Source organism: Algoriphagus algorifonticola (genome assembly GCF_007655305.1).
GTDB lineage: Bacteria > Bacteroidota > Bacteroidia > Cytophagales > Cyclobacteriaceae > Algoriphagus > Algoriphagus algorifonticola.
This window is the reverse complement of record NZ_VLOG01000045.1, coordinates 92,889-117,609: the sequence shown is the minus strand read 5'-3', so window position 1 is coordinate 117,609 and position 24,721 is coordinate 92,889. Positions and strand designations below refer to the sequence as shown.

The 24,721-nt window shown below is 39.3% G+C and carries 18 protein-coding genes and 1 other RNA gene; 7 read left to right on the top strand and 12 right to left on the bottom strand.

Translation table 11 applies throughout. From position 1 onward, the window contains the following. Window positions 1–31 precede the first annotated feature (31 nt). On the bottom strand, window positions 32–1,831 hold the full coding sequence (yidC, locus tag FL972_RS11840) for a membrane protein insertase YidC (protein WP_144605677.1): 1,800 nt from the start codon (window positions 1,829–1,831) through the stop codon (window positions 32–34). Window positions 1,832–1,863: 32 nt separating this feature from the next. Further along, the gene (locus FL972_RS11835) at window positions 1,864–3,480 is read right to left on the bottom strand and encodes a CTP synthase (protein WP_144605676.1); all 1,617 of its coding nucleotides are present in this window, start codon (window positions 3,478–3,480) and stop codon (window positions 1,864–1,866) included. A gap of 571 nt (window positions 3,481–4,051) precedes the next feature. On the opposite strand from FL972_RS11835, the gene FL972_RS11830 reads away from it, so the two are divergent. The 4 genes from FL972_RS11830 to FL972_RS11815 all read left to right on the top strand — a co-directional run bounded on the left by FL972_RS11830 (window position 4,052) and on the right by FL972_RS11815 (window position 7,397). After that, window positions 4,052–4,453, top strand: a complete 402-nt coding sequence (locus FL972_RS11830) for a hypothetical protein (protein ID WP_144605675.1) — start codon at window positions 4,052–4,054, stop codon at window positions 4,451–4,453. Between the two features lie 324 nt (window positions 4,454–4,777). Continuing rightward, entirely contained in the window at window positions 4,778–5,248 is a 471-nt protein-coding gene (locus FL972_RS11825) for a hypothetical protein (protein ID WP_144605674.1), read from the top strand. Continuing rightward, a complete protein-coding gene (locus tag FL972_RS11820; RefSeq protein WP_144605672.1) occupies window positions 5,245–6,663 on the top strand; it encodes a CCA tRNA nucleotidyltransferase in 1,419 nt (472 codons plus the stop codon). Before FL972_RS11825 ends, FL972_RS11820 begins: the two co-directional genes overlap by 4 nt. Before the next feature lie 26 nt (window positions 6,664–6,689). After that, window positions 6,690–7,397 carry a tetratricopeptide repeat protein gene (locus FL972_RS11815; protein ID WP_091655649.1) on the top strand — a complete coding sequence of 236 codons (708 nt, stop codon included), beginning with the start codon at window positions 6,690–6,692 and terminating at the stop codon, window positions 7,395–7,397. Between the two features lie 668 nt (window positions 7,398–8,065). On the opposite strand, the gene FL972_RS11810 is transcribed toward FL972_RS11815, so the two are convergent. The 8 genes from FL972_RS11810 to FL972_RS11775 form a co-directional block, all read right to left on the bottom strand. After that, on the bottom strand, window positions 8,066–9,292 hold the full coding sequence (locus tag FL972_RS11810) for a S8 family serine peptidase (RefSeq protein ID WP_144605670.1): 1,227 nt from the start codon (window positions 9,290–9,292) through the stop codon (window positions 8,066–8,068). 158 nt (window positions 9,293–9,450) lie between these two features. Next, window positions 9,451–10,842 (bottom strand): S41 family peptidase, encoded by a 1,392-nt coding sequence (locus FL972_RS11805; RefSeq protein ID WP_144605668.1) that lies wholly within the window; start codon window positions 10,840–10,842, stop codon window positions 9,451–9,453. A gap of 63 nt (window positions 10,843–10,905) precedes the next feature. Continuing rightward, a complete protein-coding gene (locus FL972_RS11800; RefSeq protein WP_144605666.1) occupies window positions 10,906–11,616 on the bottom strand; it encodes a cell division ATP-binding protein FtsE in 711 nt (236 codons plus the stop codon). A 1-nt stretch (window position 11,617) separates the two neighbouring features. Then, on the bottom strand, window positions 11,618–11,821 hold the full coding sequence (locus FL972_RS11795) for a fructose-6-phosphate aldolase (RefSeq protein WP_144605665.1): 204 nt from the start codon (window positions 11,819–11,821) through the stop codon (window positions 11,618–11,620). 50 nt (window positions 11,822–11,871) lie between these two features. Further along, entirely contained in the window at window positions 11,872–12,531 is a 660-nt protein-coding gene (gene fsa / locus FL972_RS11790) for a fructose-6-phosphate aldolase (protein ID WP_091655655.1), read from the bottom strand. 290 nt (window positions 12,532–12,821) lie between these two features. Then, window positions 12,822–12,908: signal recognition particle sRNA small type (gene ffs / locus FL972_RS11785), an RNA gene on the bottom strand. Window positions 12,909–13,021: 113 nt separating this feature from the next. Next, complete coding sequence (locus tag FL972_RS11780) at window positions 13,022–13,453, bottom strand: VOC family protein (RefSeq protein WP_144605663.1); 432 nt, start codon at window positions 13,451–13,453, stop codon at window positions 13,022–13,024. After that, window positions 13,450–14,073: a hypothetical protein gene (locus tag FL972_RS11775; RefSeq protein WP_144605661.1), complete on the bottom strand. Its 624-nt coding sequence runs from the start codon at window positions 14,071–14,073 to the stop codon at window positions 13,450–13,452. Before FL972_RS11775 ends, FL972_RS11780 begins: the two co-directional genes overlap by 4 nt. Before the next feature lie 441 nt (window positions 14,074–14,514). Between FL972_RS11775 and FL972_RS11770 the strand changes: the two genes are divergently transcribed. The 3 genes from FL972_RS11770 to FL972_RS11760 all read left to right on the top strand — a co-directional run bounded on the left by FL972_RS11770 (window position 14,515) and on the right by FL972_RS11760 (window position 19,980). Next, window positions 14,515–15,057: a hypothetical protein gene (locus FL972_RS11770; protein ID WP_186300110.1), complete on the top strand. Its 543-nt coding sequence runs from the start codon at window positions 14,515–14,517 to the stop codon at window positions 15,055–15,057. A 562-nt stretch (window positions 15,058–15,619) separates the two neighbouring features. Beyond that, a complete protein-coding gene (locus FL972_RS11765; RefSeq protein WP_144605659.1) occupies window positions 15,620–18,436 on the top strand; it encodes a TonB-dependent receptor domain-containing protein in 2,817 nt (938 codons plus the stop codon). A 101-nt stretch (window positions 18,437–18,537) separates the two neighbouring features. After that, entirely contained in the window at window positions 18,538–19,980 is a 1,443-nt protein-coding gene (locus FL972_RS11760) for a hypothetical protein (RefSeq protein WP_144605657.1), read from the top strand. 74 nt (window positions 19,981–20,054) lie between these two features. Here FL972_RS11760 and FL972_RS11755 read toward each other — a convergent pair whose 3' ends face one another. Together FL972_RS11755 and FL972_RS11750 are read right to left on the bottom strand one after the other, a co-directional pair. Beyond that, window positions 20,055–21,494 carry a SusD/RagB family nutrient-binding outer membrane lipoprotein gene (locus FL972_RS11755; RefSeq protein WP_144605656.1) on the bottom strand — a complete coding sequence of 480 codons (1,440 nt, stop codon included), beginning with the start codon at window positions 21,492–21,494 and terminating at the stop codon, window positions 20,055–20,057. Between the two features lie 2 nt (window positions 21,495–21,496). Further along, window positions 21,497–24,718: a SusC/RagA family TonB-linked outer membrane protein gene (locus FL972_RS11750; protein ID WP_144605654.1), complete on the bottom strand. Its 3,222-nt coding sequence runs from the start codon at window positions 24,716–24,718 to the stop codon at window positions 21,497–21,499. Window positions 24,719–24,721 lie beyond the last annotated feature (3 nt).

The following is a 24,721-nucleotide window of genomic DNA, read 5'->3' as shown; positions in this document are numbered from 1 at the left end:
AGTTATAAAAAAAGGGCCCGAAGGCCCAATCTTATTTCTTTCTGTTGCTATCTGCTGCCTTCATAGCTTCTTCCAATTTTTGCTGAAATTTGGATTTTTTCTTATTGGCATTTTTCACCTTGTTTTCCTCTACTTTCTGACGAATTTTCTCATCGTCCACAAATAGTTTGATCAAAGCCTGCTGTCCAAAAGTTACCACGTTTGATACAAAATAGTAGAAACTAAGTCCGGCAGGGTAGGAGTTCAGGATGAACATAAACATCACCGGCATGATATATCCCAGATTTTTCATTGGGCCGGTAGCTGTAGTCAATTGATTGTTAAAGTGAGTATAGACAATTTGAGAAACTGTCATCAATAAGGTGAACAAACTGACATGGGAACCATAAAACGGAATGGTGAACGGCAGCTTGATAAACTCATCATAGGTTGATAAATCTTTAGCCCAAAGGAAAGACTCTTGTCTTAATTCGATTGCATTTGGGAAGAAGAAGAACATCGCAAATAGGAAAGGCATTTGAAGCAAAAGCGGAAGACATCCTGAAATTGGACTGACCCCCAATTTCGAGAAAAGCTTCATTTGCTCTTGTTGCATTTTAGTTGGATCATCTCCGTATTTCTCCTTCAATTCATCAATTTCCGGTTTGATCACCCTCATTTTAGCCATTCCTATATAAGATTTATAGGTAAGTGGCGATAGGGCAAGTTTGATGAGCAATACGATTAGAATGATAATCACACCATAGTTGTCAAAGAACTTCTCCAGAAACTCGAAGAGATTAACGATGATGTATTTATTCACCCAGCTTACGAAAAAGTAGCCCATGTCGACGTTTTTCTCAAAGCCATCGGTTACTCGCTTGAGTGTTTTGTATTGATCCGGTCCGAAATAATAGCTGAAAGAAGTGGCACCATTTTCCAGTGGTAGGCTAAAATTAGCCCCCATATTTCTTACAAAAAGGCTGTCAGAAGGAGTGCTTTGATTTAAGTTGACATTCTGAAATTCCTTGTCTGCAATAATTCCTGCAGTAAAAAATCGTTGGCTAAAACCAATCCATTTTACAGGCTCAGCAACTGCCTCTGCTTCTGCATCATCACTCACTCCTAGATTTTCGTAAGAGCCCGCAGAAGTGAAATAATTGACTTGAGTTTTTCTTCTGGATTCTGCAAGATCTCTTTCATGAGCTCTTACCTGATCTTCCCAGCTGAACTGAACCGCGTTGGAAGTAAATACTCCGGAAAAGCGCTCTATTGCAAAACTCTTTTCAACTACATAACTACCATCAGTAATGCTATATTTTTGAGTGATTTTGCCGTTAGAAGTTTCAGCGCTTAATGTTAGAATGTGAACTGTCTCACCTTCGTCATTCTGCTGAGTAGATACATTTGGGGTAAAATAAAAGTCGCTTAAATAAACTGGACCTCTGGTAGTTTCCAAAGAGAAATCCATTTTGGAGGATTCCTCATCCAGAAGCTTTAGAGGTTCCTGAGTCCAATTTTTATATTCTTTTAATATAACTTCTTTAATCAGGCCACCTTTAGAGGAGATGCTGATGAAAACTTTATCATTTTCGAGAGTGACTAATTCTTCAGATCCCTGAGTCATACCCGCCAATACTCCAAACTTGGCAACTTTCCCAGCTTCAACGATGCTGTCATTCTCTGCCAAAACCGGAGTCTCCTCTGGGCTTGCAACTGAAGCGGTGTCCACCGTTTGAACAGCCACTTCGTTTTCTGTCACGGGCACTTCCGGACCACTTGCGAAGAAAATGGAATAGATCAGGATTACCGCCGCAAATAGGATCAAACCTGTCGCTTGATTTTTATCCATAATTATAATACCTCAAGAGAGGATTTAACTAGTTATTTTACTTTATGATCAATAGCTGCTTGAATAAACCTGACAAAAAGTGGCTGAGGATTCAAAACAGTACTTTTATACTCAGGATGAAATTGAACGCCTACAAACCAAGGATGGTTTTTGATTTCAATTACTTCTACCAATCCGGTTTCAGGATTTTTTCCTGTAGCCTTCATGCCAGCCTCTTCCATTTGCTCCAAATAGCTATTGTTAAACTCGTATCTATGCCTATGTCTTTCCTGGATTTTAACCTTTCCATAGGCTGAATAGGACTTACTTCCTTTTTTCAGTTCGCAAGTATACGCCCCTAATCTCATTGTTCCACCCATTTGGTCTATTCTCTTTTGCTCTTCCATCAGAGCAATGACCGGATTTTTGGTTTGTGGATCCATTTCAGTGCTGTTTGCGTCATCAAGACCTAAGACATTTCTTGCATACTCGATCACTGCAACTTGCATCCCCAGGCAAATGCCAAAAAATGGGATTTGCTTTTCTCTGGCATATCTGACGGTTTCCAATTTTCCTTGAAACCCTCTTTCACCAAATCCGGGAGCAACCAGAATACCATCCAGATTTTTCAGCTTGGACTCAAAATTATCCATGTTGATCTCTTCGGATGAAATCAATTTTAAATTGACATGACATTCTATGGAAGCTCCAGCATGAGTAAATGCTTCTATGATGGATTTGTAGGAATCAGGCAGGGAAACATACTTGCCAATCAAACCGATATTTACTTCTTGAGTGGGGTTTTTAAGTTTTCCCAGGAAGTCTTTCCAGTTTTCAAGGTCTGTATTCTGTTTGCTGGAAAGTTTAAGCTTGGACATGACTCTTTCATCCAGTTTCTCTTTCTTCATCAAAAGAGGAACGTCGTAGATGGTGTCAGCGTCCATTGCTTCGATGACACTATTCAACTGAACGTTGCAGAACAAAGCCAACTTCTTCTTAACATCTGATGGAAGGTGATACTCGGTTCTACAAACCAAAATATCCGGCTGAATACCTGCTTCCAATAATTGCTTGACAGAATGTTGAGTAGGCTTAGTTTTAAGTTCTTTGGCTGCTTTTAGGTATGGGATAAGTGTCAAGTGAATGACCAAAAAGTTGTTCGGGCCCAGATCCCATCTTGCCTGTCTTACTGCTTCAATAAAGGGAAGGGATTCTATATCACCTACACAACCACCAATTTCGGTGATGACCACATCGTACTTTTCATCTTCCCCCAGTTTGTAGAAGTTTGACTTGATTTCGTCTGTGATATGAGGGATTACCTGAACAGTTTTTCCTAAGAATTCACCTTTTCTTTCCTTGGTAATTACATTATTATAGATCCTTCCGGTGGTGATATTGTTGCTTTGGGAAGTAGGAGTGTTTAAGAACCTTTCGTAATGTCCAAGATCCAAATCGGTCTCAGCACCATCATCGGTCACATAACACTCTCCATGCTCATAGGGGTTGAGCGTCCCTGGATCTATATTTAGATAAGGATCGAATTTTTGGATAGTAACCGTGAAACCTCTCGCTTGAAGTAATTTACCTAATGAGGCAGCGATGATTCCTTTTCCTAGGGAAGAAGTTACTCCTCCGGTAATAAATATGTATTTTGTGGGTGAGGCCATAAGAATGGTGAGAGATGATATTTGATTGGATTCTTATGGGGCTCAAAATTAGGAAAATTATCTGATACCTCTCCGAGATTTTTGGAATATCATTCAGGACGGTTTTAAAATATTTCAATTCTTCAGACAAATCCGGGTGAAATAGAGCTAGAAAAAATGAGTTTTTAGAGGTTGGATTCCAAAAGTCATCCACGATTCGCTTAGAGCTGAGAAGGTCTCGGTTTTTCAATCAAATTTTCATTCATAATTTTCAACCTTCAAAGGTTGCTTTTGAGAAGATTGAAATCCGCTCGTTCCCAATTTAACTTTTGGTTGAACTCTAGTGATTAGAGTTTATATTTCAAAAATCAATTTAAAGGCATATATATGTATGGGGAAATTTGAGTTTTATGCTGATGATTTTTTCATAAGTGACTATCGAATATTTTAAAGGAAAAGAAAGGGAGGAACTAAAACCTTTTATAATGAGTTTGAGTATATTATTTTTAAGTTTAGGTTAGTAATTAATAAAAACACATACATAATTTATATATATTGCAAATCATTTAGAAAAAACAACAAATTATCTACTATGAGAGATTTAATAAAAGAAGCTATTGCTGACCTAAAAAAGAATGAAGGTTTTATTTATGTAACCGCAGACGGAAAAAAAATAGATCTTCATGAAGCTGCTGCAAGAGGAATTGCAGTTACTCCAGTTAACCCTAAAGACAATGTGATCAAGAAATTAGAATCCGCTGGTTTATATCTTACTGATGGCAGATTTATGAATGATTTCAATGAATTAGTTTCCTTGATAAACGGAAGTTCTTCTGGAAGATCTGGTAAAAGAAGAACCTTCACCGATGCGGAAAAAAGTAAAATAATAGAAGAATGGAAAAAAGTAGAAGCCGCTGGAAAGAAAACCAAAGCTGCTTTTGCTAGAGAAATTGGTGTGGGTTATCAAACTTTCATCAACTGGTTGAGAGGTTAATCCATCAACTGGGAAAAAAAATAGAAGGGTGGTATTTCCACCCTTTTTTATTTCTTTTCAAAAACACTTATCGAAACAGCTTTTTATTTAATGTAAGTATGTTAATACGAAGGTAACTTTCAGAAAATCCATCCCTATTTTTTACCACGAATCTATTATTAGCTATATACTACGCACAAGCTTTTTGTCTCCTTCAAAAGTTAAGATTTTTTGCTTTTAAATAAGTTTTCTGCCTCTGCTGAAGGTAGAGCTTGAAGTCCTTTGCCTTTTGTTTTCTAAGCACTCTCAATAATCTGATTATTTTTGTAAAAAAAATTAAGCGTTTTGGATCATTCAGTCTTTGTAAAGCAATTTAGAGATCAGGGTTTTTTATCAATTAAAGAGGGGAATGGCAAAGTCATCACTCTTTTGCAGGCTAGTCATTGGAAACCTGAGATGGGCACTGACTGGGTCTACCTATTATTTGATTTGTTTCAAATTAGGTCAGTTTCAGAGCAATTTTCTGAAATTTCGCTGGATATCGTTGAGTTTGCAAGCAAGCCTACTATTTATTCCAGTCCCGCTAATATCTTAATTCCCGAAGGCTTGCCTGTTGAGGAGAAAATCCGTTTTTCATTAATCCGTGAACCCGATTGGAATAAATTACTTTTTCAGATTTCTCAACCTGTTTTGGTTCAACTTGAAAGTGATCGACCTGCAGAAGTGGAGACCAAAAAACTATTTCCATTGTTTAGCCCTTCTTTGAAAGAGCTTTATTTAGGACCTGAAGGAGACGTAAAAATCATCAAGGGATGAATTTTAAAAACCAATTAGATCAAGATCCAATATTTTCAAAAGTCGCCAAAGCCGCTGAAAAGCTGGGCTTAGAGACTTATGTGGTTGGAGGATATGTCAGAGATTTAATTTTAGGTAGACCTTGTAAGGATCTGGACTTTACTTGCGTGGGAAGCGGGATTGCTTTAGCTGAAGAGGTAGTGAAGCAGTTTGATTACCATGTTCCTTTGTCTGTTTTTAAAAACTTTGGAACAGCCATGCTGAAGCTGGAAGATTCAGAGTTGGAATTCGTGGGGGCAAGGAAAGAATCATACAGATCTGAGAGTAGGAAACCAATCGTAGAGGATGGGACTTTGCAGGAAGATCTGGAGCGAAGAGATTTCACTATCAACGCGATGGCGATTTCCCTTAACTCTAAAGATTATGGGGATTTGTTAGATCCATTTGATGGTTTGAATGATCTTAAAAAGAAAAATATTCAAACCCCCTTAGATCCTGATATTACTTTTTCTGATGATCCTTTGAGAATGATGCGTGCAATCCGTTTTGCTGCTCAATTAGAGTTTGACATAGAAGCAGACACCTTTTACGCGATAAGTCAAAATGCCCATAGACTGAAGATAGTATCAGCTGAGCGCATCCTTACAGAACTGAATAAAATTATTCAGACACCCAAGCCTTCTTATGGGTTTAAGTTACTTTTTGCGAGTAAGCTATTACATGAATTTTTCCCTGAGATGGTCGAATTGCAAGGGGTGGATTCTGTAGATGATAAATCCCATAAAGACAATTTTTATCACACCCTTCAGGTGCTAGATAATGTAGCCACGGTCAGTGAAGATCTTTGGTTGAGATGGGCGGCGATTCTGCATGATATAGCGAAGCCGGCCACAAAGAGGTTTAATCCTAAAGTAGGCTGGACATTTCATGGGCATGAAGATAAAGGAGCCAGAATGACACCTGGGATTTTCAAGCGGATGAAGCTTCCCATGGACGAAAGAATGAAATATGTCCAAAAGTTGGTAAGGCTTCATTTACGCCCTATTGCTTTGGTAAAAGATGAGGTAACTGATTCTGCTTTGAGGAGGCTTTTATTTGATGCAGGAGATGCAATAGATGACTTGATGAAACTTTGCAGGGCTGATGTTACTTCCAAGAACAATAAAAAGGTAAAACGATACCTTGAAAATTTCGATAAAGTGGAACGCAAACTCCAGGAGGTGGAGGAGAAAGATCAGGTGAGAAATTTTCAGCCACCTATTAGCGGTGAAGAAATAATGGAAACTTTTGATCTGAAGCCTTCAAAAATCGTTGGAGATATCAAAGAAGAAATTAAAGAAGCTATATTGGAGGGCAAAATTCATAACAAGCCTGAGGAAGCAAGAAAGCTGATGCTTGAAATTGCCATTGCCAAAGGCTTATCACCTAAAAAATAATTCTAATTTAAATACCTAGTAAAACAATGAAGCAAGTATTATTGATGCTGCTTTTGGCTGTTTCAGCTCAAGGCTTATATGCTCAAACTTCCAATGATTCTATTCCCAAGCTGGATCCTAAAACCAAGCGTGTACTCAACATCCAAGATCAGGCAGCTTATCAGTTGGCCATGAGGTACAACGATCCTGAGATGGCTAAAACCATGCTCTACAATTTAATTGTCAGAAACCCTGAAAATCTGAGGTTTCAAGAAGCTTTGGGTTCCCTGTATTTCGAAACAGGCCAATCTACCTCTGCCGCTTTGGTTGCTTTGGATATTCTTCAAATCAATGATAAGAATGTAGGCGCTTTGGAAATAGCCGCTTATTCCTTGGAACAGGTAGGAGCGATTGATCGGGCTTTGCCTCATTTTGAAAGTTTACATCTATTGACAGGTGATAATTTCAGCTTATACAAGTCTGGTTTTCTTCAGTATCAATTGAAGCGCTATGATGAGGCGATGAACTCGGCAAATATGTTGATTAAAAATGCCAAGCCTGATGAAAAAATCGGTTTCCCAAAAAGCCAAACAGAGACCATTGAGGTTGGAATGAAAGCTGCAGCTTTGAATTTGAAGGGTATGATTTATTTAGATAAGGGTTCAAAGACAGAGGCAAAAACAGCTTTTCAGGAAGCGGTACAACTGGAGCCGAATTTCGAATTGGCCAAAGAGAATTTAAAAAAGACACAATAAATTAAAACCAGCGAAAGCTGGTTTTTTTTATAGCAAAAGTTTGTAAGCCAGAGTGCTGGTAATGATAGAAATACCAAAGCTCAAGAAAATGATCTTGGCGTAATTGGTAACGAATGTTTTTACGTTTTTTCCGGGGATTTTCACTGGGATTCTTTTGGGTCTAATTACCTCCTGCACGAGGGATAAGGTACCTAGAAAATAGACCAAAAATAAAAGTACATAACTTGCTACCGCTTGCATATCTGCGAAAGTACATTATTTCCCATTTTTTTAAAAACGCTTTTTAAATGTTAACGATTTGATAATGAACAAAATATCTTTTTGATAAATATTTTGTTAGCATGGTTTGTTTTGTTTCATGATATAAATTCAAAGGATTGATTTCTATCTGCATCTGTATATGCAAGAATCTTTTATCTACAGAAGAGTTTGTTTCAATAAAATTATGATTCTAGAAAAAAGGAGTAAGATATTTTAACCTTATTCATTTCCGGTTTGGCTAAAGCCTCAGAGGTTTTAATTGATACTGCTGACCACCAGTTAAAACTGGTGGAAATTGTTTTTGGAGGATTTTAATAGACTCTGCGTGGAAAAAATTGACCGGTGCTTTAGCCTAATAACAAAAAAAGCGACCCGTAGGCCGCTTTTTAATAAGTTGATTATCTGTATTATTTGATTGCTATAGTGTCTGGATTTCCATCAGGGTCATTAATAGCTGATCCACCATTTCTAGGATTTCCAGTCAATAGAATTCCAGCTACATGAGGGGCTGCCATAGATGTTCCGCTATAGCTTGCATAACCTCCCGGAATAGTAGATAATACCCCAACACCTGGTGCAGCGAAGTCAACCGGAGGGTTTCCGAAATTGGAGAAGGATGCAAATACATCATTGCTATTAATTGCCGAAACGGTGTAAATGTTGGTTCCATTTGCTCTCGCTGGAGAAGAGTTGTTGGCATGTTGAGATTCATTACCTGCTGCAAGAGAGGTTTTAATGCCTTTACTTGCCATATTTATTACCGCAGCATCTAAAGCAGATGAAGGAGGCCCACCCAAGCTCATATTGGCTACATCTCCATTTTTACCATTAGCTGCTACGAAATCTACTCCTGCTATCACTCCAGAATAAGAACCTGAACCTCTGCTGTCCAACACTTTAATAGGGACTACAGTGGCACCAGCCGCTACCCCTATTACACCAATGTTATTATCAATAGCAGCAATGGTTCCTGCAACGTGAGTTCCGTGTCCATTTCCATCTTGAGATAAGTTTCCGTCTTTTCCTTTGCTAAATGCATTAAAGCCTTTAGAAACATCCACATTCAAATCCGGATGACCGGCGTCAATACCAGAGTCAATCACATAAGCCACTCCTGTACCTGTGTAGGTAGCTCCGCCTCCAACTCGCGTAATTCCATATGGGGTCGATTGAGCAGGGTCACTGCCTCCACCATCTCCACCTCCACCAGGTCCTTTACCCGGAGGAGGGGCTAGCATTACCACTCTATCCGGCTCTATAAAGCGTACTGCAGGATCATTAGATAATTCCATGTATTGCGCATCGGTCAAGGCAACAGAGAATCCTTCTATGGCATCTCCGTATACATAGCCCAAATTCGCTTCTGCGATTCTGTATTTAGCCAATAACTCATTTCCAACTTTTCGCATGGCAGCCTGATTTGCTGCGTAGTCTGTACCTTTTCTAAAATTAAGATTGCTTGGGTTTAATCTGACGATGTATTTCCCTGGGATAATATCACCGTTTTGGTACTTGATCACTTCCAACACATCGTTTTGAAGTACTGGACTTTCTTCTTGAGGGGCACAGGCAAATGTCAGAGCTCCAAGTAGGATTCCTGCGCACGCTGCTGGTTTTCTCCAGAGGTTTTTCATTTTGCTTTTGATTGTTTGAATAAAATAATTTAGGGATTAGTGGTGTTTATAACGAATAAACGGTTTTAATATGGGGCTAAAAGCAAAATATTCCTAATGAAAATTTGAAAAATTTGCCCAAAAAAAATAAGCCTCAATTTTTTGAGGCTTAAATACAATTATTTCATTTCAAATTTTTCGATCATGGTCCCTGCCCTGACTTTTCGATCCAGTGTGCTTCCAAGGTCCTGTCGGTCAAGCTTTTGAAATTTTCCGGAAGGTGGATTGCCTGTAATTTGTGCAATAGCTGTTCGAAGAAGAAGCTCATTGATATCGCCGAAAGGTCTGAGTCTTTCGTCTATTTCTTTAGCTGTGATATTGGGAGTGAACCCGTTGGAATAGTCAGATTGATCTTGACTATTGAAACTTTGCGTTACAATAGGAAGAATACCATAAGGGTTTTCCGGATTGTCTTCGTCATCAAATGGAATCGATCCAACATTTTTACCGGTAGTGACATCTCCTATCAGAAAGACATTCATATAAGGTCTTAATCCATTGATGATTAATTCAGATGCAGATGCTGTTCTGGAAGATGTTAGGATGTACACTCTATTTCCTGTAAGAATATTACCAAGATTCTGAGTTTTTGCTCTAAAAGGTGTTCTGACATTTTTAAAATCATCAAATCCGCTTAGAAAACTATTGTATTTGGTCTTGGAGAAAATATCAGTAGAGCCGACCCCCGGAGCAATCAAGCTGGCAAGATTGACAGCAGAGGAAACAAATCCACCTCCATTATACCGAAAGTCTACGATTAAATGATTGATTCCTTCAGCCTTAAATTTGGCAAAGATTGCATCTGTCTCCTGGTCATAGGCTGTACTATTATTTCCCGGTCCCGGGGCAAAGAAGTGATAAACCACATACCCGATTTTTTGATTATTTATAGTATAAATAGTATCAAGAAAATTAGGGTTTTCAGCTAACTGTATGGTGTTGAGTTCTAATTGCCCCTGATTTTCAAAAGCCTGACTGGTTTCGTTAAATCTCAGGTAAGTAATGGTATGTTGGGATGATATCGCCCCAATCACTTCTCTAAAATTATTGACGGTCATTTGTTGACCATTGATGGTTCTAATGATATCACCTCTTTTCAAGCCAGCTGAGGAAGCAGGGCTATTTTTTTTAACGTAAGTGATTTCTGCGATGACATTGTCTGAGTTTTGACTTTCCCGAAAGAGTATAAACTCATATCCCGCTTCTAGGGTGATTCCATTCAATGAATTGATTAATTCTTCGTAATCAGGAAAAATTACTGAAAATCTATCAGTAGGTCTGAATAGCAAGGATTCAAAATAATCTTCCGGGTCAGATGTCTCAGCTATAGGAGTTTTCATGTCTTCCAGCCAGTAATATACTTGGTCCATAACTTCTTTGATCCAGCGATTCACTGCTTCATTGGAATTCGGAGCCACTTCCGGCAAGGTATCTTCATCATCCTTACATGACCAAAAAGAAATGGTCATCAAGCCTAGAAGGAAAAAAGGGAAAATTTTTCGTAGTCTCATAATCATTTGGTTGTGCAAAATTAACGAGGGATTCGTTAAGATGTTTTTCCTTAGCGCTCTAAATCAATACGATGTCCCGAAGGAGACATTATGGGTTTGGCTATCCAGTAACTTTCCTCCCTCGCATTTTAAAACTCTATAAGGATATTTACGAAGCAATTCATGGTTATGGGTTGCCATGAGGATTGCAGTGCCTTTTTTATTGATCTCTTGAAAAAGTTTGAATATCCCATCCGCTACATCCGGATCTAAGTTTCCTGTTGGTTCATCAGCTAGCAGTATCGAAGGCTCATTTAACAAAGCTCTCGCAATCACTACCCTTTGTTGCTCTCCACCCGAAAGTTGGTGGGGCATCTTGGAGGAAGCATTGTTGAGACCTACGAGAATCAGGACTTCGGCCATTCGCTCCTTGATTTTTACTTTGTCTTTCCAGCCAGTTGCTTTCATGACAAAGTCTAGATTTTCTGCTACGCTTCTATCATTGAATAGCTGAAAATCCTGGAAGATAATCCCTAGTTTTCTTCTTAAAAAAGGAATTTCGGATGTTTTAACCTTGGTCAGATCAAAACCGGCTATTTCCACTTTTCCGCTTTTAAGGGCCAAGTCTGCATAGAGGGTTTTTAATAAGGAGCTCTTTCCACTTCCTGTTTGCCCAATCAAAAAAACAAATTCATGTTGCTCCACAGAAAAACTCACATCAGTGAGGACAGGATCAATACCCTGAAAAATAGTAGCTTTCTCTACCTGCAGTACAGGCTGCGTGCTAAAATCCATATTATAATTCCAGTTTTTGCAATTTTCCAAAAGGCAGTTGCTCAATCAGCGCTGCCAACTCTTCTTCTTTCCCCTCCAATCCAAATTTCTCAATGTTTTTCATGGGTCTATCTGCTCTAAAATAAGCTACCAACACGAAATTTTCGTCTCTGATTTGGATGTAGTCAGGAATCTTTGCTTTTCCCTTTACTTTAATGATATACATATTTTGTATAAGTAGGGAAGGAGGAGATTAACCTCCTTCCTTGAATTTGCTTATTTACCTGCTGCTTTGGCATGATCTGCCAAAAACTGTGCTAGTCCTGAATCTGTAAGTGGATGTTTCAACAAGCCGGTAATTACTTTCAATGGGCATGTAACTACGTCTGCTCCTATTTCGGCACATTTGATTAAATGCATGCTATGTCTTACTGAAGCTGCAAGTACTTCTGTTGCAAAGCCATAAGTCTGGAAAATATGTACAATCTGCTCGATCAACTCCAATCCGTCAAAAGAGATGTCATCCAAACGCCCTATAAATGGGGAAACATAGGTAGCTCCGGCTTTTGCCGCCAGCAAAGCTTGGCCTGAAGAGAAAATCAAAGTACAGTTTGTACGGATTCCTTCACTGTGGAAATATTTGATCGCTTTAACGCCCTCCTTGATCATGGGGATTTTCACCACAATCTTATCATCAATTTTGGCCAATTCTTTTCCTTCTTTAATCATGCCATCAAAATCAGTAGCAATGACTTCAGCACTCACTTTATCATCTACAATATCGCAGATGGCCTTATAGTGAGCCTTTACATTGGCGTCTCCGCTTATTCCTTCTTTTGCCATGAGAGAAGGGTTGGTTGTTACTCCATCTAAAACGCCCAAATCATAGGCTTCGCGGATTTCATCCAAATTGGCAGTATCAATAAAGAATTTCATAGGGTTGTAATTTTAAGGGTTTTTGAACTGTTCCAAAGCAAGCTTCATATTTCAAGAAGTCGTTTTGGGACATTTCATGAGTTTAGGTTTGAATTTTAGGTTAATGGGAAAATCGTAGCAAATAGATTTTACCGAAATGGTAAAACCTTTTTCATACTTACTTCCCGAGGAATAGGTTTTCTTGATTATTGAATTTGTGAAATAGATGTGAAGTTATTCTACTTGACAAAGTTAAAAGATTAATCAGCATACGGAACCTTAAAAATGAAAGGTTCGAAAATAAAACAAAAAAAGAAGCGGCATCGCACCGCTACAACCGCCTACCCTTGCTTCCTTCCGGACCTGGGGGATTCAGCAGGAGCTGGTCGTGCCGCTAGGCCACAAAGGTACGGTAAAATTTACTGATTCCAATACCCAGAAGAGTTCTTTGATCACAAAGGAAGTACTCAGTTGATTCTCAGCCCATTCTTTTTAAATGTAGAAAAAAGATTTATTCTTCGTTTTCTTTCAAGTTATAGTTGATCATCCAGCTCACCCCAAATTTGTCTTTAAAACTTGCGAAATAAGCATTCCAAAACATCTTTTGATAGGGGGACTCAATTTCTCCGCCTTCAGAAAGCTTTTCAAAAAATTCTTTACCCTGTTGCTTGCTGTCTACTCCTAAAGAAATATGGTTATTGTTTCCCATATGAATTTGATGACCTGCACTGGGCATACTATCACTGCCCATGATTTGTTGGTCAGGTGAGAAAATCAAATTCACATGCATGATTCTCCTTTTTTCCTCCTCTGGGATTTGGGCTCCGGGTATATCTTCAAAATAATGGAAACCACTTTCAAAGTTTCCTCCGAGTACCGATTGATAAAAGGTAAAAGCCTCTTCAGCCTTGCCATCGAAGCTTAGGTGTGGGTAAATGATCATGATTTTGTTTGTTTGGCATATTTTAAGTTACGGAGATTTATTTTTTTATCCACCAAAAAGCTGAGTATAGAAATGGATAAGCCAGCAAATGAAATCAAGAAAGCAAAGCGAAGTGAATAATAGGAGATGGCGATTGAAAGGAACTGTAGGCTAAGACCGCTCAACCAGACTAAATGACCCAATGAGGATTTTAAGGATGTAGGGTTTGATTTTACGTTTTCCAGGCTCTCATTTAAAAGCGGGGGGAAAAAACTTCTGTAATGCCAAAGAATGATCAAGTTAAAAACCAATAAGACAGCTAAAACGAAGGGAGTACCTCGCCATTGTTGGGAAATAGTGACCATCAAAATATTGAGGATCATGGGCACCATCATGACACTTCCCAAAAGTTTAAATCGAGTTGTGAGGAGTAGATAACCTATCAATACCTGTGATAAGGCTATGAATTTTGCATAAAGCCCCAGAGAATACTCTTCCAGCCTTTCTATCAGCCATACAGGACCTATCCAACCAAAATAGGAGTGCTCATTATAAAGTTTGGCCATTCCCGCACCAAAGAAAGTAAAACCTAGAAATATGGCCAATAGTTGTACAATTGCTTTTTCTGACAATAATTTCATGGTGCTGTTTGGAGTAAGTATTTACTGGATGAATTCAAATAATGAATGTTACACATTTTGTTCCTGAGGCTGAATACAATTTTCTGATTATCCGCAATCATGCCAGTTGCCTTATTTTCCTTGCTTGACAGGTTGGAAGACCGATGACCGAAGCACCGGATTTTGATCCTTTCAGCAGACAATAAGCCATATTTTTGTCAATACTGGTAAGAAAGCGGATATCCATATACAATTTAATTTAGATGTAATACTGCCTATTTTCCAATAAGAATGAATACCCGTGTCTAATCAGTATTTAAGATCGAATCTGCAAGCTTCGATCCACGGTCTTCCATGCACTTACTAATGGGCAAAAGAAATTATGGAAGAAGTCATGATTACGGAAAACCAGATTAATTTTTTCCTATTTTGGTATTACTGAATTTAACTATTTTAAAAATTATGTCAGCAAGTGAACTAGCCCCAGGCAGCAGATTACGTCATCCTAAATTTGGTTCTGGAATGATTGTATCAGCAGATGCAACTTATTACAAAATCTACTTTTATGATACAGAGGAAGTAAAAACCCTAGCGATGGATTACGAGGGCTTTGAAATTGAAGAAGCGAAAAAACCGGATTTCCCCATGTTGACACAAAAGGATGTAGAGAAAGCCATTCGGGAGGCTTTAATCCAAACCTCCGAACGTGCCCCTATTGTCCCTTTGGGAGGGAAATGGATCGGAGGATCGATTACACTAAACCCAGGTGACGCAAGCCTTCAGGAAAAGGAAATTTCTATGGACACATTTTTTCATAAGATTGTGATGGTAAGAGAAAAGCTTAGGGTCCTAGAGCAGAATATCAACAATCACCCCAAGTTGGATGATGAGGATCGGGTTCATTTGCAACAATACATCACTCGTTTTTACGGTTCCTTGACCAGTTTCAATGTCCTTTTTGCTTATAAAGAAGACCAGTTCAAAGGTAGTGGAGGGAAGGATTGAGTTGGGTGTTTGGTAAATGTTGGAGTTGAGGTAGGCTAAATTTTGAGTTACGAAAATTAGAAGTCTGTTTTTTTAAAATTTAAAAAGTGATATCTATAATTAGAATAATTATATAAAACCTCTCAGTGAATAGAAAAATAGAAAATAAAATATTATTTCTTTAATTATAAGTTTTTCCAAATTAAAATTAGTTTTTATAGCAGGCTTGAAATGAATGCGTGGAATTTAATTCTGTAATAAAAGATTTATTTCAAGTAATTCAGAATAAAATACCGCGATTATCCCAAATTCAAAATTTAAAATAAATAGTATTTTTTAAAGAATCAGAAGATCATTCAGTTTTAATCGGGAAATGGAGAATAATAAACTAAATTGAATAGTATACTATTAACTATTATTCTATTAAATTTTAATAGCATGGTTTAAAATATAGGTAATTTGGATTTTTAACATTAAAGCCAAATTTTATTCTTTAAAATGACGCAATTTGGACTTTTTTCAATTTTTATGTCTAGTAAATACTCATCATTTTAGGCTTTTGAATTAACTAAATAATCAACCTATGAGAAGAGTTTTACTGGGTTTTGTCCTGCTGATGATGAATGCATCATTAGTCTGGGCCCAATCAAGGACTGTCACGGGAAAAGTGACAAGTAAAGAGGATCCCGCGGGGATTCCGGGATTAAGCGTAGTAGTAAAAGGTACTACTCAAGGGACGGTTACCGATTTGGATGGTAACTACAGTCTTTCAGTACCAGGTAGCGATGCAGTTTTGGTTTTCAGCTTTGTTGGACTTCGTACCAAGGAAGTTCTTGTTGAAAATAAGACTGTGATTAATGTGGTAATGGAGTCTGATGTGAAAGCATTGGAGGAGATTGTGATCACCGGTCAGGGTGCAGGGGTTGAGAAAAGAAGACTTTCAACTACTGTGGATCAGATGGGTGAAGATAAAATCAGTAAAATGCCTGTCGTGCAGTTGGATCAAATTCTAAGAGCCAATATGCCAAATGCCCAGGTAAGATTGGGTTCTGGCCAGCCGGGAACAGCCTCCTTGATCCGCTCAAGAGGACCTATTTCTGCAGCTGTGGGTACTACTCCTGTTATCTATGTGGACGGTGTCAGAGTGGATAACCTAAACTCAGCTGCACAATTATCATTGGGAACAGGTGGTGCGCAAAGTTCTGCGATCGCAGATATTCCAGTGGAAAATATCGAAAGTATTGAATATGTGAAAGGTGGTGCTGCCACTACTTTATATGGTGCGGATGCTGCGAATGGTGTGATTCAAATCTTTACCAAAAAAGGTACTGCCGGGGCTGCCAGAGTAAATTTTGAAACTCAAATCGGTTCTCAGGTAGGTACAGAGGATTATCTGTTTTTCAAGGAAACTGCTGATATTATTTTCAGACCGGGATTGCAGCAAAGTTATAGATTGGGAGTAGATGGAGGAAATGACAAGTTCACTTACTCTTTCTCCGGAAATCTTTACGATGATGAGGGTTATAGATATGGTTTAAGTCAAACAAGAAGAAATTTCCGTGGAGGTATTTCAGCAAAAGTGAATGACTGGATCACTTATTCATCCACTGCAGGTTTCTCCAGTAATGAGTTTACCAGAGATTACAATGCAAACAGTAGCTTTAGTGAGTTCGGTAACTTGGAAACTGTAGGGCGATGGGGAGACCTGACTACTTTAAACCGTAATGAGTTGGATTCAATCACTCAAAGAATCCGAAGAACAATCGAATTGACCAATATCACTGAGCGTGTGAGAAGATTTACCAACTCTCAGCAATTTGATTTCAAATTCTCTGAAAAAGTATCCGCTAGAGCACTTTTTGGAATTGATGCAAGATCAACCAGGCAGCAGGATATCACCACCAATGCTCAATTGATTCAGCGTGGATTCGTTCCTGAAGGAACTACTGACCGTGGTACAATTGATTTGTTTGAAAGAAACTTCTTCTCCTTAACTGGTCAAATTGATGCAAGCTGGGAAGAAAATGTAGGTAAATTCTCTTTCCTCACCATTGGTGGTGGTCAGTTTTTCAGAAATCAGGATGAGCAAATCCAGATTAACGCCAGCGAAGTGACAGAAGGATCTATTTCCATCAATAATGCGGGTGAGAAAAATGTAACTGACTTCTTGAGTGCAGTGACAAACTATGGTTTCTTCTTAAAAGAGAATATCGGATTTAGAGATAAACTATTTGCTGAAGTAGGTCTTCGTGTAGATGGAAACACTGCATTTGGTAATGAAATTGGACTTCAATTTTTCCCATCTGTAGGTTTGGCATACAATCTTTCTGATGAAGATTTCTTCAGAAAAGCTTTCCCGAACTATTCTGTTTCTACAATCAAGTTCCGAGCTAACTATGGTGTGGCGGGTAATTTCCCTAGACCATTTGCGAATGATAGAATTATCAATTCCAACACCTATTTGAATGCTCCTTCATTCACTTTCGGAAACCCGGGTGACCCTACTTTGAAGCCAGAAAGAACTTCCACTACAGAAGTTGGAGCTGACTTGGGATTATTCTCAGACCGTATCAAATTCCAAGTTACTTACTATCAGGCATTGACTGAAGATGCCTTGTTCTCAGCTCCATTTGCGCCTTCTTTCGGTCAAGGCAACCAGTTGAGAAATATCGGTGAGATCGAAAATAAAGGTTGGGAGATCGGAGCCAATTTCGTAGTTCTGGAAACTAATGACTGGAATGTAAATGTGACTGCTTCTTACAATACAGTACAAAACGAAGTATTGTCCTCAGGTGGAGCTCCTGAATTCAACGTGGGAGGTTTCCAGTTCTTAGGTTCTTTCATCAAAGAAGGTCAGCCTTTAGGATACTTTAGAGGTAACAGACCGATTTTGGATGAGAATAATAACATAACTGAGGTGATCCCTAATGCTGCATTGGGTTCTCCAATTGCTCCAAGATTCGGTTCAATGTCCTTGAATGTGAATTACAAAGGTTTGAGCTTGTTTGCTACCGGTGATTATCAGCATGGTGGACAAACAGTAGCAGTGGATGATGTGCTTCGTTATTTTGCCGGAGCTTCTACTGTCATTCCTGAGAATTTGGTGGGAGGAAACTTCTTCGACCTTGCAGGTCTATGGGTTCAGAGCTCTGATTATCTAAAAATTAGAAACATCTCCCTTTCCTATAAGATCCCAAGTCAATTCTATGGAAAGGCAATCCAGTCCATGTCTATTGGATTCAATGTGTTGAACCCTATCAACTTTTTCAAAGCAGATGTAGATCCTGAAGTCAGTGGTGCCGGATTCGGAACTCAAAATAGCTTTGGTGGTGGTGGTTTCGGCTTTGGTACAGAATCATTGCCAAGAACTTACCTAGGAACTTTGAGAATTTCATTCTAATCAAAGTGAATGATGAAACCTAAAGCAATCAATTATTCGCAGGAAGATATCTCCTCTTTGAATCAGGGTTTCAACTATCCTTTGAGAAAAATTTTAAACACATGAAAAAAACAGCATTAACATATTTATTACTGGGAGGAATATTGATGTCCTCAGGTTGTGATTTGGTAGACCCAACGGAAGTTACCAACCCCAATCTTACAGAAGAGGCCATCTTGAACACCAATAATCCCATGACACCATGGGTGGCTGGGGTAAAAAGACAATTGGCTCTGACGGTAAACGCTCATGTTACCTTTCTGGAAATAGGATCGGATAATTATGAGAACGTTCAAACTTTCTATAACCAAAACCTGGATAACCTAACTATCCGTCCTCAGGACGCAGATATCAATGGGTTCCAGTTTCAGTTGGGTCGTTTGAGAGAAATGGCGGATTACGGTCTGACGGTCGTAAAAAATGCCGACCCTCTGACAACAGTAGAACAGGAAGCTGAATTGAATTTCTACAAAGCTTATTCTTACCTCTTAAGCGGTGAGTACTTCTCTTTCCTTCCGGTGACGGCAGGAGGAGAGGCAGTAGAATGGAGATCCATCCTAGGGATGGCAGTTGAAACATTCCGTTTGGCGGAATCCTCTTCCAATACCCAAATCAGTGCTGCTGCAAGCTTGGGAATAGCAAGAGCTAATTACCGTTTAGGAAACAAAGCTGAAGCAGTTCAGGCTGCCAATTCGGCGATTTCAAAGGCTCCTAATTTGGTTTATTATGCACAGTTTGATCAGGCACAAGGTCCTGTGAACACTATGCAAACAGCCCTTTATGACAGAGGTAATTTTGATGATTTACAGGTATTGCCAAGAATGGACTTTTTGGATCCAAAGTATTTCTTCAGAGGAGCCAGTCAGGCCAGCCCTGTAGCAATATTCAAAATTGAAGAAGCTCATTTGATTCTAGCTGAAGCTGCTATTTCCGATAACAACCTGAATTCAGCTAAATCTGTAATGACTGACATTGTTAATTTGGTAGGCGGCCGTGAGCGGTCAACTTTCAATAACAATCAGCAAGACAGAACCCAATTGAATCCTGGCTCAAGACCTAACAACTCGGATGTTCAGGTGCGTTTCTCTCCAGGTGCTCCTTTGATCGAAGGTTTGGTTTTGGATAGAAAGTCTGGAAATGTAACTGTACCGACTATTTCTGGAACATCAGTTTCTGTTGCAGATATCGATGCTTTAACTGATCTGGATGATGCATTGGAAACTCTTTACTTGATGCGTCAGGAGATCTTTATCGCTGAAGGTAGAAGATTGGCAGACATGGGAATCAAATTGGTGATATCTGAAGTGGAATACTTGGCCAATCCAAATATTGATGCGGGAAGTCCTGGTACTTCGCCTGTAATCCCTCCATTCATTGATTCTATCAAAGATGAATTAGATGCCTTTGACTATGATGCTGCAGCTGGAATTTGTACCATCAGACATAACATTAATAGAATTTTGGTTGAGAACAAGACCTCTGAGTTGGTCTTGCCATTCCATTAAGATTTGATTATGGTTTAAAATAAAAAAAGACTGCCTCTTTTGGAGGCAGTTTTTTTTATGTCAGTTTGCTAATTTTATTTTTCCCACCAGACCTTGCTGTTGATGTTGTCTCCACCCATTCTTGCTGCAGCCTCATCATAATTTGACTTATTAACTGCCTGCTCAGATTCAGGATAAAGATACCTCACCGGATAGCGGCCTTCATTTAAATTATCAGGTCCCGGCTTGAGTGCAGGAATACCAGTTCTCCTTACATTAAACCAAGCTTCATGACCATTATTTATCAAGGCTAGCCATTTTTGAGTCAGAATTTTAGTCAAAGCATCTCCTGTATCCAGAGATACATTAACTCGCTGGAAATAATCGACAGGAACTGGAACTTTCCAATAGGCAAAGCTGGCTCTAACGCCCTTTTCATAGTATGCTTTCATATCGCCCTGAATGTATCCTCTAGCTACGGCTTCTGCTAGAGCAAACTGCAATTCAGCATACTGCATAAACTGTCCGTCAACGCCATTTGGCACATCTCTGAAAACAGCTCCAAAGAGGGAGATATCGTTTAATTGTATTCCCCTTTCATTGATGGTTTCTCGATTAAGGCCATTTTGCAAACCTTTAAACTGAGGATTTCCATTGATGACACTTTGCTGAGTTGGTTTGTACAAAACCGCCTGTCTTGGGTCATTCCAAGCTTTCAATACAGAATCCACTGTGAGAGTCATTCTGTGTTCTTGGTATAAGCCCAAAGCAGACTGGGACATGGGCCATTGGTTTGGTGCTGATGCCAAGTAAGGAACTACCGCATTGTCTGAATTCCCTTGCATCATATCGTTTTGATCCACAAGTGCCTGCATCTCAGAGAAGTTTGTCAGCCTTTTGCTGATTCTAAGCAGATATCTGAATCTTAATGAATTGGCAAATCTTCTCCATTTCACCAAATCATTGTTGAACATCATATCTCCCTGAATACCATTGGTAGTAGATGCCAAAGTTTCAGATGCTTTTTTCAAAGTTGCCAAAATCCCGATCTCAGGGTTTGTATATACAAATTCCTGCGTGTCATATTTTGGGCTATACAAGCCATCACTCGCCTTCAATGCTTCAGAATACGGAATATCTCCCCACATATCTGTCAATTGAGAGAATAAGTAGCATTTCATGATGTCAGCTACTGCATTGTAAGCCTCGTTGGTGGCAGGGTTAGTCTGGATTGACTTAATATCGTTCAACAAACGGAAATTTTGATTCCAATACTGGGCGTTACTCCCCATTTCGTATCGATCAATTCGCTCAAATTCCACACTTGCAGCAAACTGTGCAAGATAATTTGCCAGCCTGAAACCCTGATCATAGGTGTTTTCATCTGCTGCGACAGAAATCACATTGGATAGTAAAAACTGCGGACCAATCGCTTCCGGTGAATTCGGATTCGTATTGATTTCTTCAAAATCTTCGGTGCAGGAAAGGGAAAGTAAAAGCATTCCACATATTCCTACTTTATATAAATTCTTCATGATTAAAATTCTGTTTTGATGCTAAAACCAAAGCTTCTGGTAGACGGATAAGACATGTCTTCAACTCCATAGGTCAAGTTTCTTCCTTGCATGGCGTTGAGTTCTGGATCGAAGTGAGGATTTTCTGTGAATAGAAGAAGATTACTTCCCACAAAACCCACTTTGATGTAATTGAACCCGATAGAATTTACCCATTGCTGAGGTAGGTCATAGTACAAGCTCAATTGTCTTAATTTCAGGTAAGAAGCATCGTATAGTGCTGAAGCTTCATTTCCTCTGTCAAAGAAGTTGTTGTAAAATGAGCTTGCAGGTACAACAGTCGTATTTGGCACATATTGAGGATTTTCAGGAGTTCCTACATTCATGACTCCTTGTCCAACTACTCCAGTCTCTCTTCCTTCCAAAGTTTCTTTTAGCACTCCCGATGTACTGCCCAATGCTCTCGTTCTGGAAACTATGGTTCCTCCCTGTCTCCAATCGAAAACAAATCCCAACTGGAGTTTTTTGTAACGGAATTGATTGGTTAGACCCACAAAGAAATCAGGGTTGTAATTACCTAAAAGCCTCAACCTTCCGTCCTGGATTGGAAGTCCGTTGGATCCGAAAATTGTCTGGCCTTCAAACTCTTGGAAACCAGATCCATACATATCGCCGATTCTTCCATTTTTCCTTGCAATGTAGAATACAGAGTTAGACCCTCCAGAACCTCTAAACACGCTGGCCTCGCCGGTTACATACTGATCCACTCCTTCCGGAAGTTCAGTTACCACACTTCTGTAGGTGGTGAAATTTGCTCCCAAGCTCCAGCTGAAAGCTCCTCTTTCAAACATCAAAGCCTGAACACTTGCTTCCAAGCCTCGAGTTCTTACTTCGCCTCCATTTTCAATGATATTACTGAAACCAGAAGCCGTTGAAATTGGTCGTCCGATAATCTGGTTGATACTGGTGTTTTGGAAAATGGCAATATCTGTTTGAATTCTGTCTCTCCAAAGTCCGAATGCCATTCCAGCCTCCAAAGAATTCAGTCTTTCAGGCTTTAGATTTGGATTGTTTAATACTGTACCGTTGGTTACTCGAGTGAATGAACCGTAATTCTGGTTAAACTGAAAGGTATTGTTTAGCTGATAAGGATTCGTGTCATTTCCCACACTTGCAACGTTGAATCGAACTGTTGCATTTGAAATGGATTTTGGAAGCGGAAGTCCTTTGGAAAGCACATAACTCAATCCGCCTGAGTAATAAGCAAAAGAGTTGTTTTCAGCCGGTAAGGTACTGCTCCAGTCATTTCTTAAGGTCAGATCAATAAATAGAACCGATCTATAGCTGAAGTTACCGAAGGCATACACACTGTTGATTCTTTTATCAAAAATCTGACTGCTTCCTCTCAAAGGCACTCTAGAGTTTTCTATAGTGTAGATTCCAGGTAAGGCCAATTGGTTGGCTTCTGTGTAGGAATAATTGATATTCTGGTCTAAGCGGTTAGCTCCGGCAGATACTGAATATAGCCAGTCAGAATTGAATTGATCAGAGTAGGTAAGGAGAATGTCGGAATTCATTTCGAATAGCCTTACATCATCTTCTCTATAACCTCCGAAAACTCGTCTATTGGTACTGAATGCTCTTCTGAATGCTCTGGAATCTGATGAATTGTCAATTCCTGTTCTCACACGAAGGCTTAGCTTATTGGTGAAATCATAGGTAAGAGCAAGATTTCCTAAAACCCTGTTTTTAACAAAGCTATTGGTGTTTTCAAACAGTGTCAAATACGGATTGGTCAACCATAAGTAGTTGAAATCAAAATGTTGAATACCTACTTGCCCAGCTTGCCAGTAATCTCTCAAAGAAGAAATATCAAAATTTCTACCTGTCCAGTTGAAGCCATACATGACGTTTTCATACCCATAACCTAAGTTGGGTCGATTATCACTTCTGGAATTGATAAAGTTGGTAAAAAGGTCTACTCTGAATTTTTCCGTCAATGCTTGGTTAATGCTCAGGGCCAAACCATCTCTTTTAAGATCCGTGTTGGGCAGAATTCCCTCATTTCTCAAATTGCTATAAGCTATTCTGGCTCCTCCTTTTTCATTGCCTGAAGTGACAGCAATGTTATTTTGAGAAGTGACGCCAGTTCTGAAAAAATCTCTCACATTATTGGGTCTCGCGATCCATGGAGTAGGAGTGATAGCAGTAAATGTACCATCAGGTCTTCTTCTGCTGATTACATCGCCTGCTCTAACTGGATTTCCATTGATATCTACAGATGGGCTATCAAACTGGGCAATCAAAAGCCCTTGATTAAGCCTTGGTCCATAACTGGAAATTCCTCCATCATTGACCCCTGCGCCAATACCATTTTGGAAAGAATATTGTCCATTAGATCCTCCTCCGTACTCATTTTGGTAATCAGGGAGTGTCAAAAGGCCATCAAAAGTTAGCAAGGAGCTGGTTGTTACACCTATTCCCTGCTTTTTTCTACCTTTTTTGGTAGTAATCAAGACAACTCCGTTGGCAGCCCTTGCGCCATACAGAGCTGCAGAACCTGGTCCTTTCAAAATGGTGATGGATTCAATATCATCAGGGTTGATTTCGGCAGCACCATTTCCGAAGTCTACTTCCTGGATATTTGCTCCATCATTGAAAAGATCACTGGTAATTTGCTCGTTGATAATAGGTACTCCGTCTATTACAATAAGAGCCTGATTGTTGCCACTGATGGAGTTTTCACCTCGAATAATAATTCGGGAACTTGAACCAACGCCTGAAGATCCATTGGTGATTTGAACCCCGGCAACTTGACCGGAAAGTGAATTAATCAAGTTGGTTTGAGGAACATCGCTTAGCTCTCTGGAGCCGATGGTGGTCACTGCAGAAGAAAGGGATTGTCTTTGCCTTTCTACTCCTAAGGCAGTTACCACAAATTCCTCCAGATTTTCAGTGGACTCGAGCAGTTTGATCTCCTTTTTCAAAACACCGTCGTTGATGACAACATCTTGAGTTTCGAAGCCGATAAAACTGATCCTCAAGGTCAGATTTTGCTTGGAAGAACTGATTCTAAATCTACCGTCTTGGTCAGAAATAGCCACATTGGAAGTTCCAAGTTCGGTAACAGTGGCGCCTGGGATAGGAATGCCACTTACATCCAAAATTCTACTCTCATAGGTCATAGACTGGCCAAAAACCAGCTGCATACTGAGCAGAAGTAAAAGGGTAAATGAAAATTTCATATA

What these genes read in the sequence shown, in the direction of transcription:
- FL972_RS11765 (WP_144605659.1), top strand. Translation starts at nt 15,620, where the DNA reads ATGAGAAGAGTTTTACTGGGTTTTGTCCTGCTGATGATGAATGCATCA.
- FL972_RS11775 (WP_144605661.1), bottom strand. Translation starts at nt 14,073, where the DNA reads ATGAAATTATTGTCAGAAAAAGCAATTGTACAACTATTGGCCATATTT.
- FL972_RS11835 (WP_144605676.1), bottom strand. Translation starts at nt 3,480, where the DNA reads ATGGCCTCACCCACAAAATACATATTTATTACCGGAGGAGTAACTTCT.
- FL972_RS11795 (WP_144605665.1), bottom strand. Translation starts at nt 11,821, where the DNA reads ATGTATATCATTAAAGTAAAGGGAAAAGCAAAGATTCCTGACTACATC.
- FL972_RS11810 (WP_144605670.1), bottom strand. Translation starts at nt 9,292, where the DNA reads ATGAAAAACCTCTGGAGAAAACCAGCAGCGTGCGCAGGAATCCTACTT.
- FL972_RS11830 (WP_144605675.1), top strand. Translation starts at nt 4,052, where the DNA reads ATGAGAGATTTAATAAAAGAAGCTATTGCTGACCTAAAAAAGAATGAA.
- FL972_RS11755 (WP_144605656.1), bottom strand. Translation starts at nt 21,494, where the DNA reads ATGAAGAATTTATATAAAGTAGGAATATGTGGAATGCTTTTACTTTCC.
- FL972_RS11770 (WP_186300110.1), top strand. Translation starts at nt 14,515, where the DNA reads ATGTCAGCAAGTGAACTAGCCCCAGGCAGCAGATTACGTCATCCTAAA.
- FL972_RS11805 (WP_144605668.1), bottom strand. Translation starts at nt 10,842, where the DNA reads ATGAGACTACGAAAAATTTTCCCTTTTTTCCTTCTAGGCTTGATGACC.
- FL972_RS11820 (WP_144605672.1), top strand. Translation starts at nt 5,245, where the DNA reads ATGAATTTTAAAAACCAATTAGATCAAGATCCAATATTTTCAAAAGTC.
- FL972_RS11750 (WP_144605654.1), bottom strand. Translation starts at nt 24,718, where the DNA reads ATGAAATTTTCATTTACCCTTTTACTTCTGCTCAGTATGCAGCTGGTT.
- yidC (WP_144605677.1), bottom strand. Translation starts at nt 1,831, where the DNA reads ATGGATAAAAATCAAGCGACAGGTTTGATCCTATTTGCGGCGGTAATC.
- FL972_RS11800 (WP_144605666.1), bottom strand. Translation starts at nt 11,616, where the DNA reads ATGGATTTTAGCACGCAGCCTGTACTGCAGGTAGAGAAAGCTACTATT.
- fsa (WP_091655655.1), bottom strand. Translation starts at nt 12,531, where the DNA reads ATGAAATTCTTTATTGATACTGCCAATTTGGATGAAATCCGCGAAGCC.
- FL972_RS11780 (WP_144605663.1), bottom strand. Translation starts at nt 13,453, where the DNA reads ATGATCATTTACCCACACCTAAGCTTCGATGGCAAGGCTGAAGAGGCT.
- FL972_RS11815 (WP_091655649.1), top strand. Translation starts at nt 6,690, where the DNA reads ATGAAGCAAGTATTATTGATGCTGCTTTTGGCTGTTTCAGCTCAAGGC.
- FL972_RS11760 (WP_144605657.1), top strand. Translation starts at nt 18,538, where the DNA reads ATGAAAAAAACAGCATTAACATATTTATTACTGGGAGGAATATTGATG.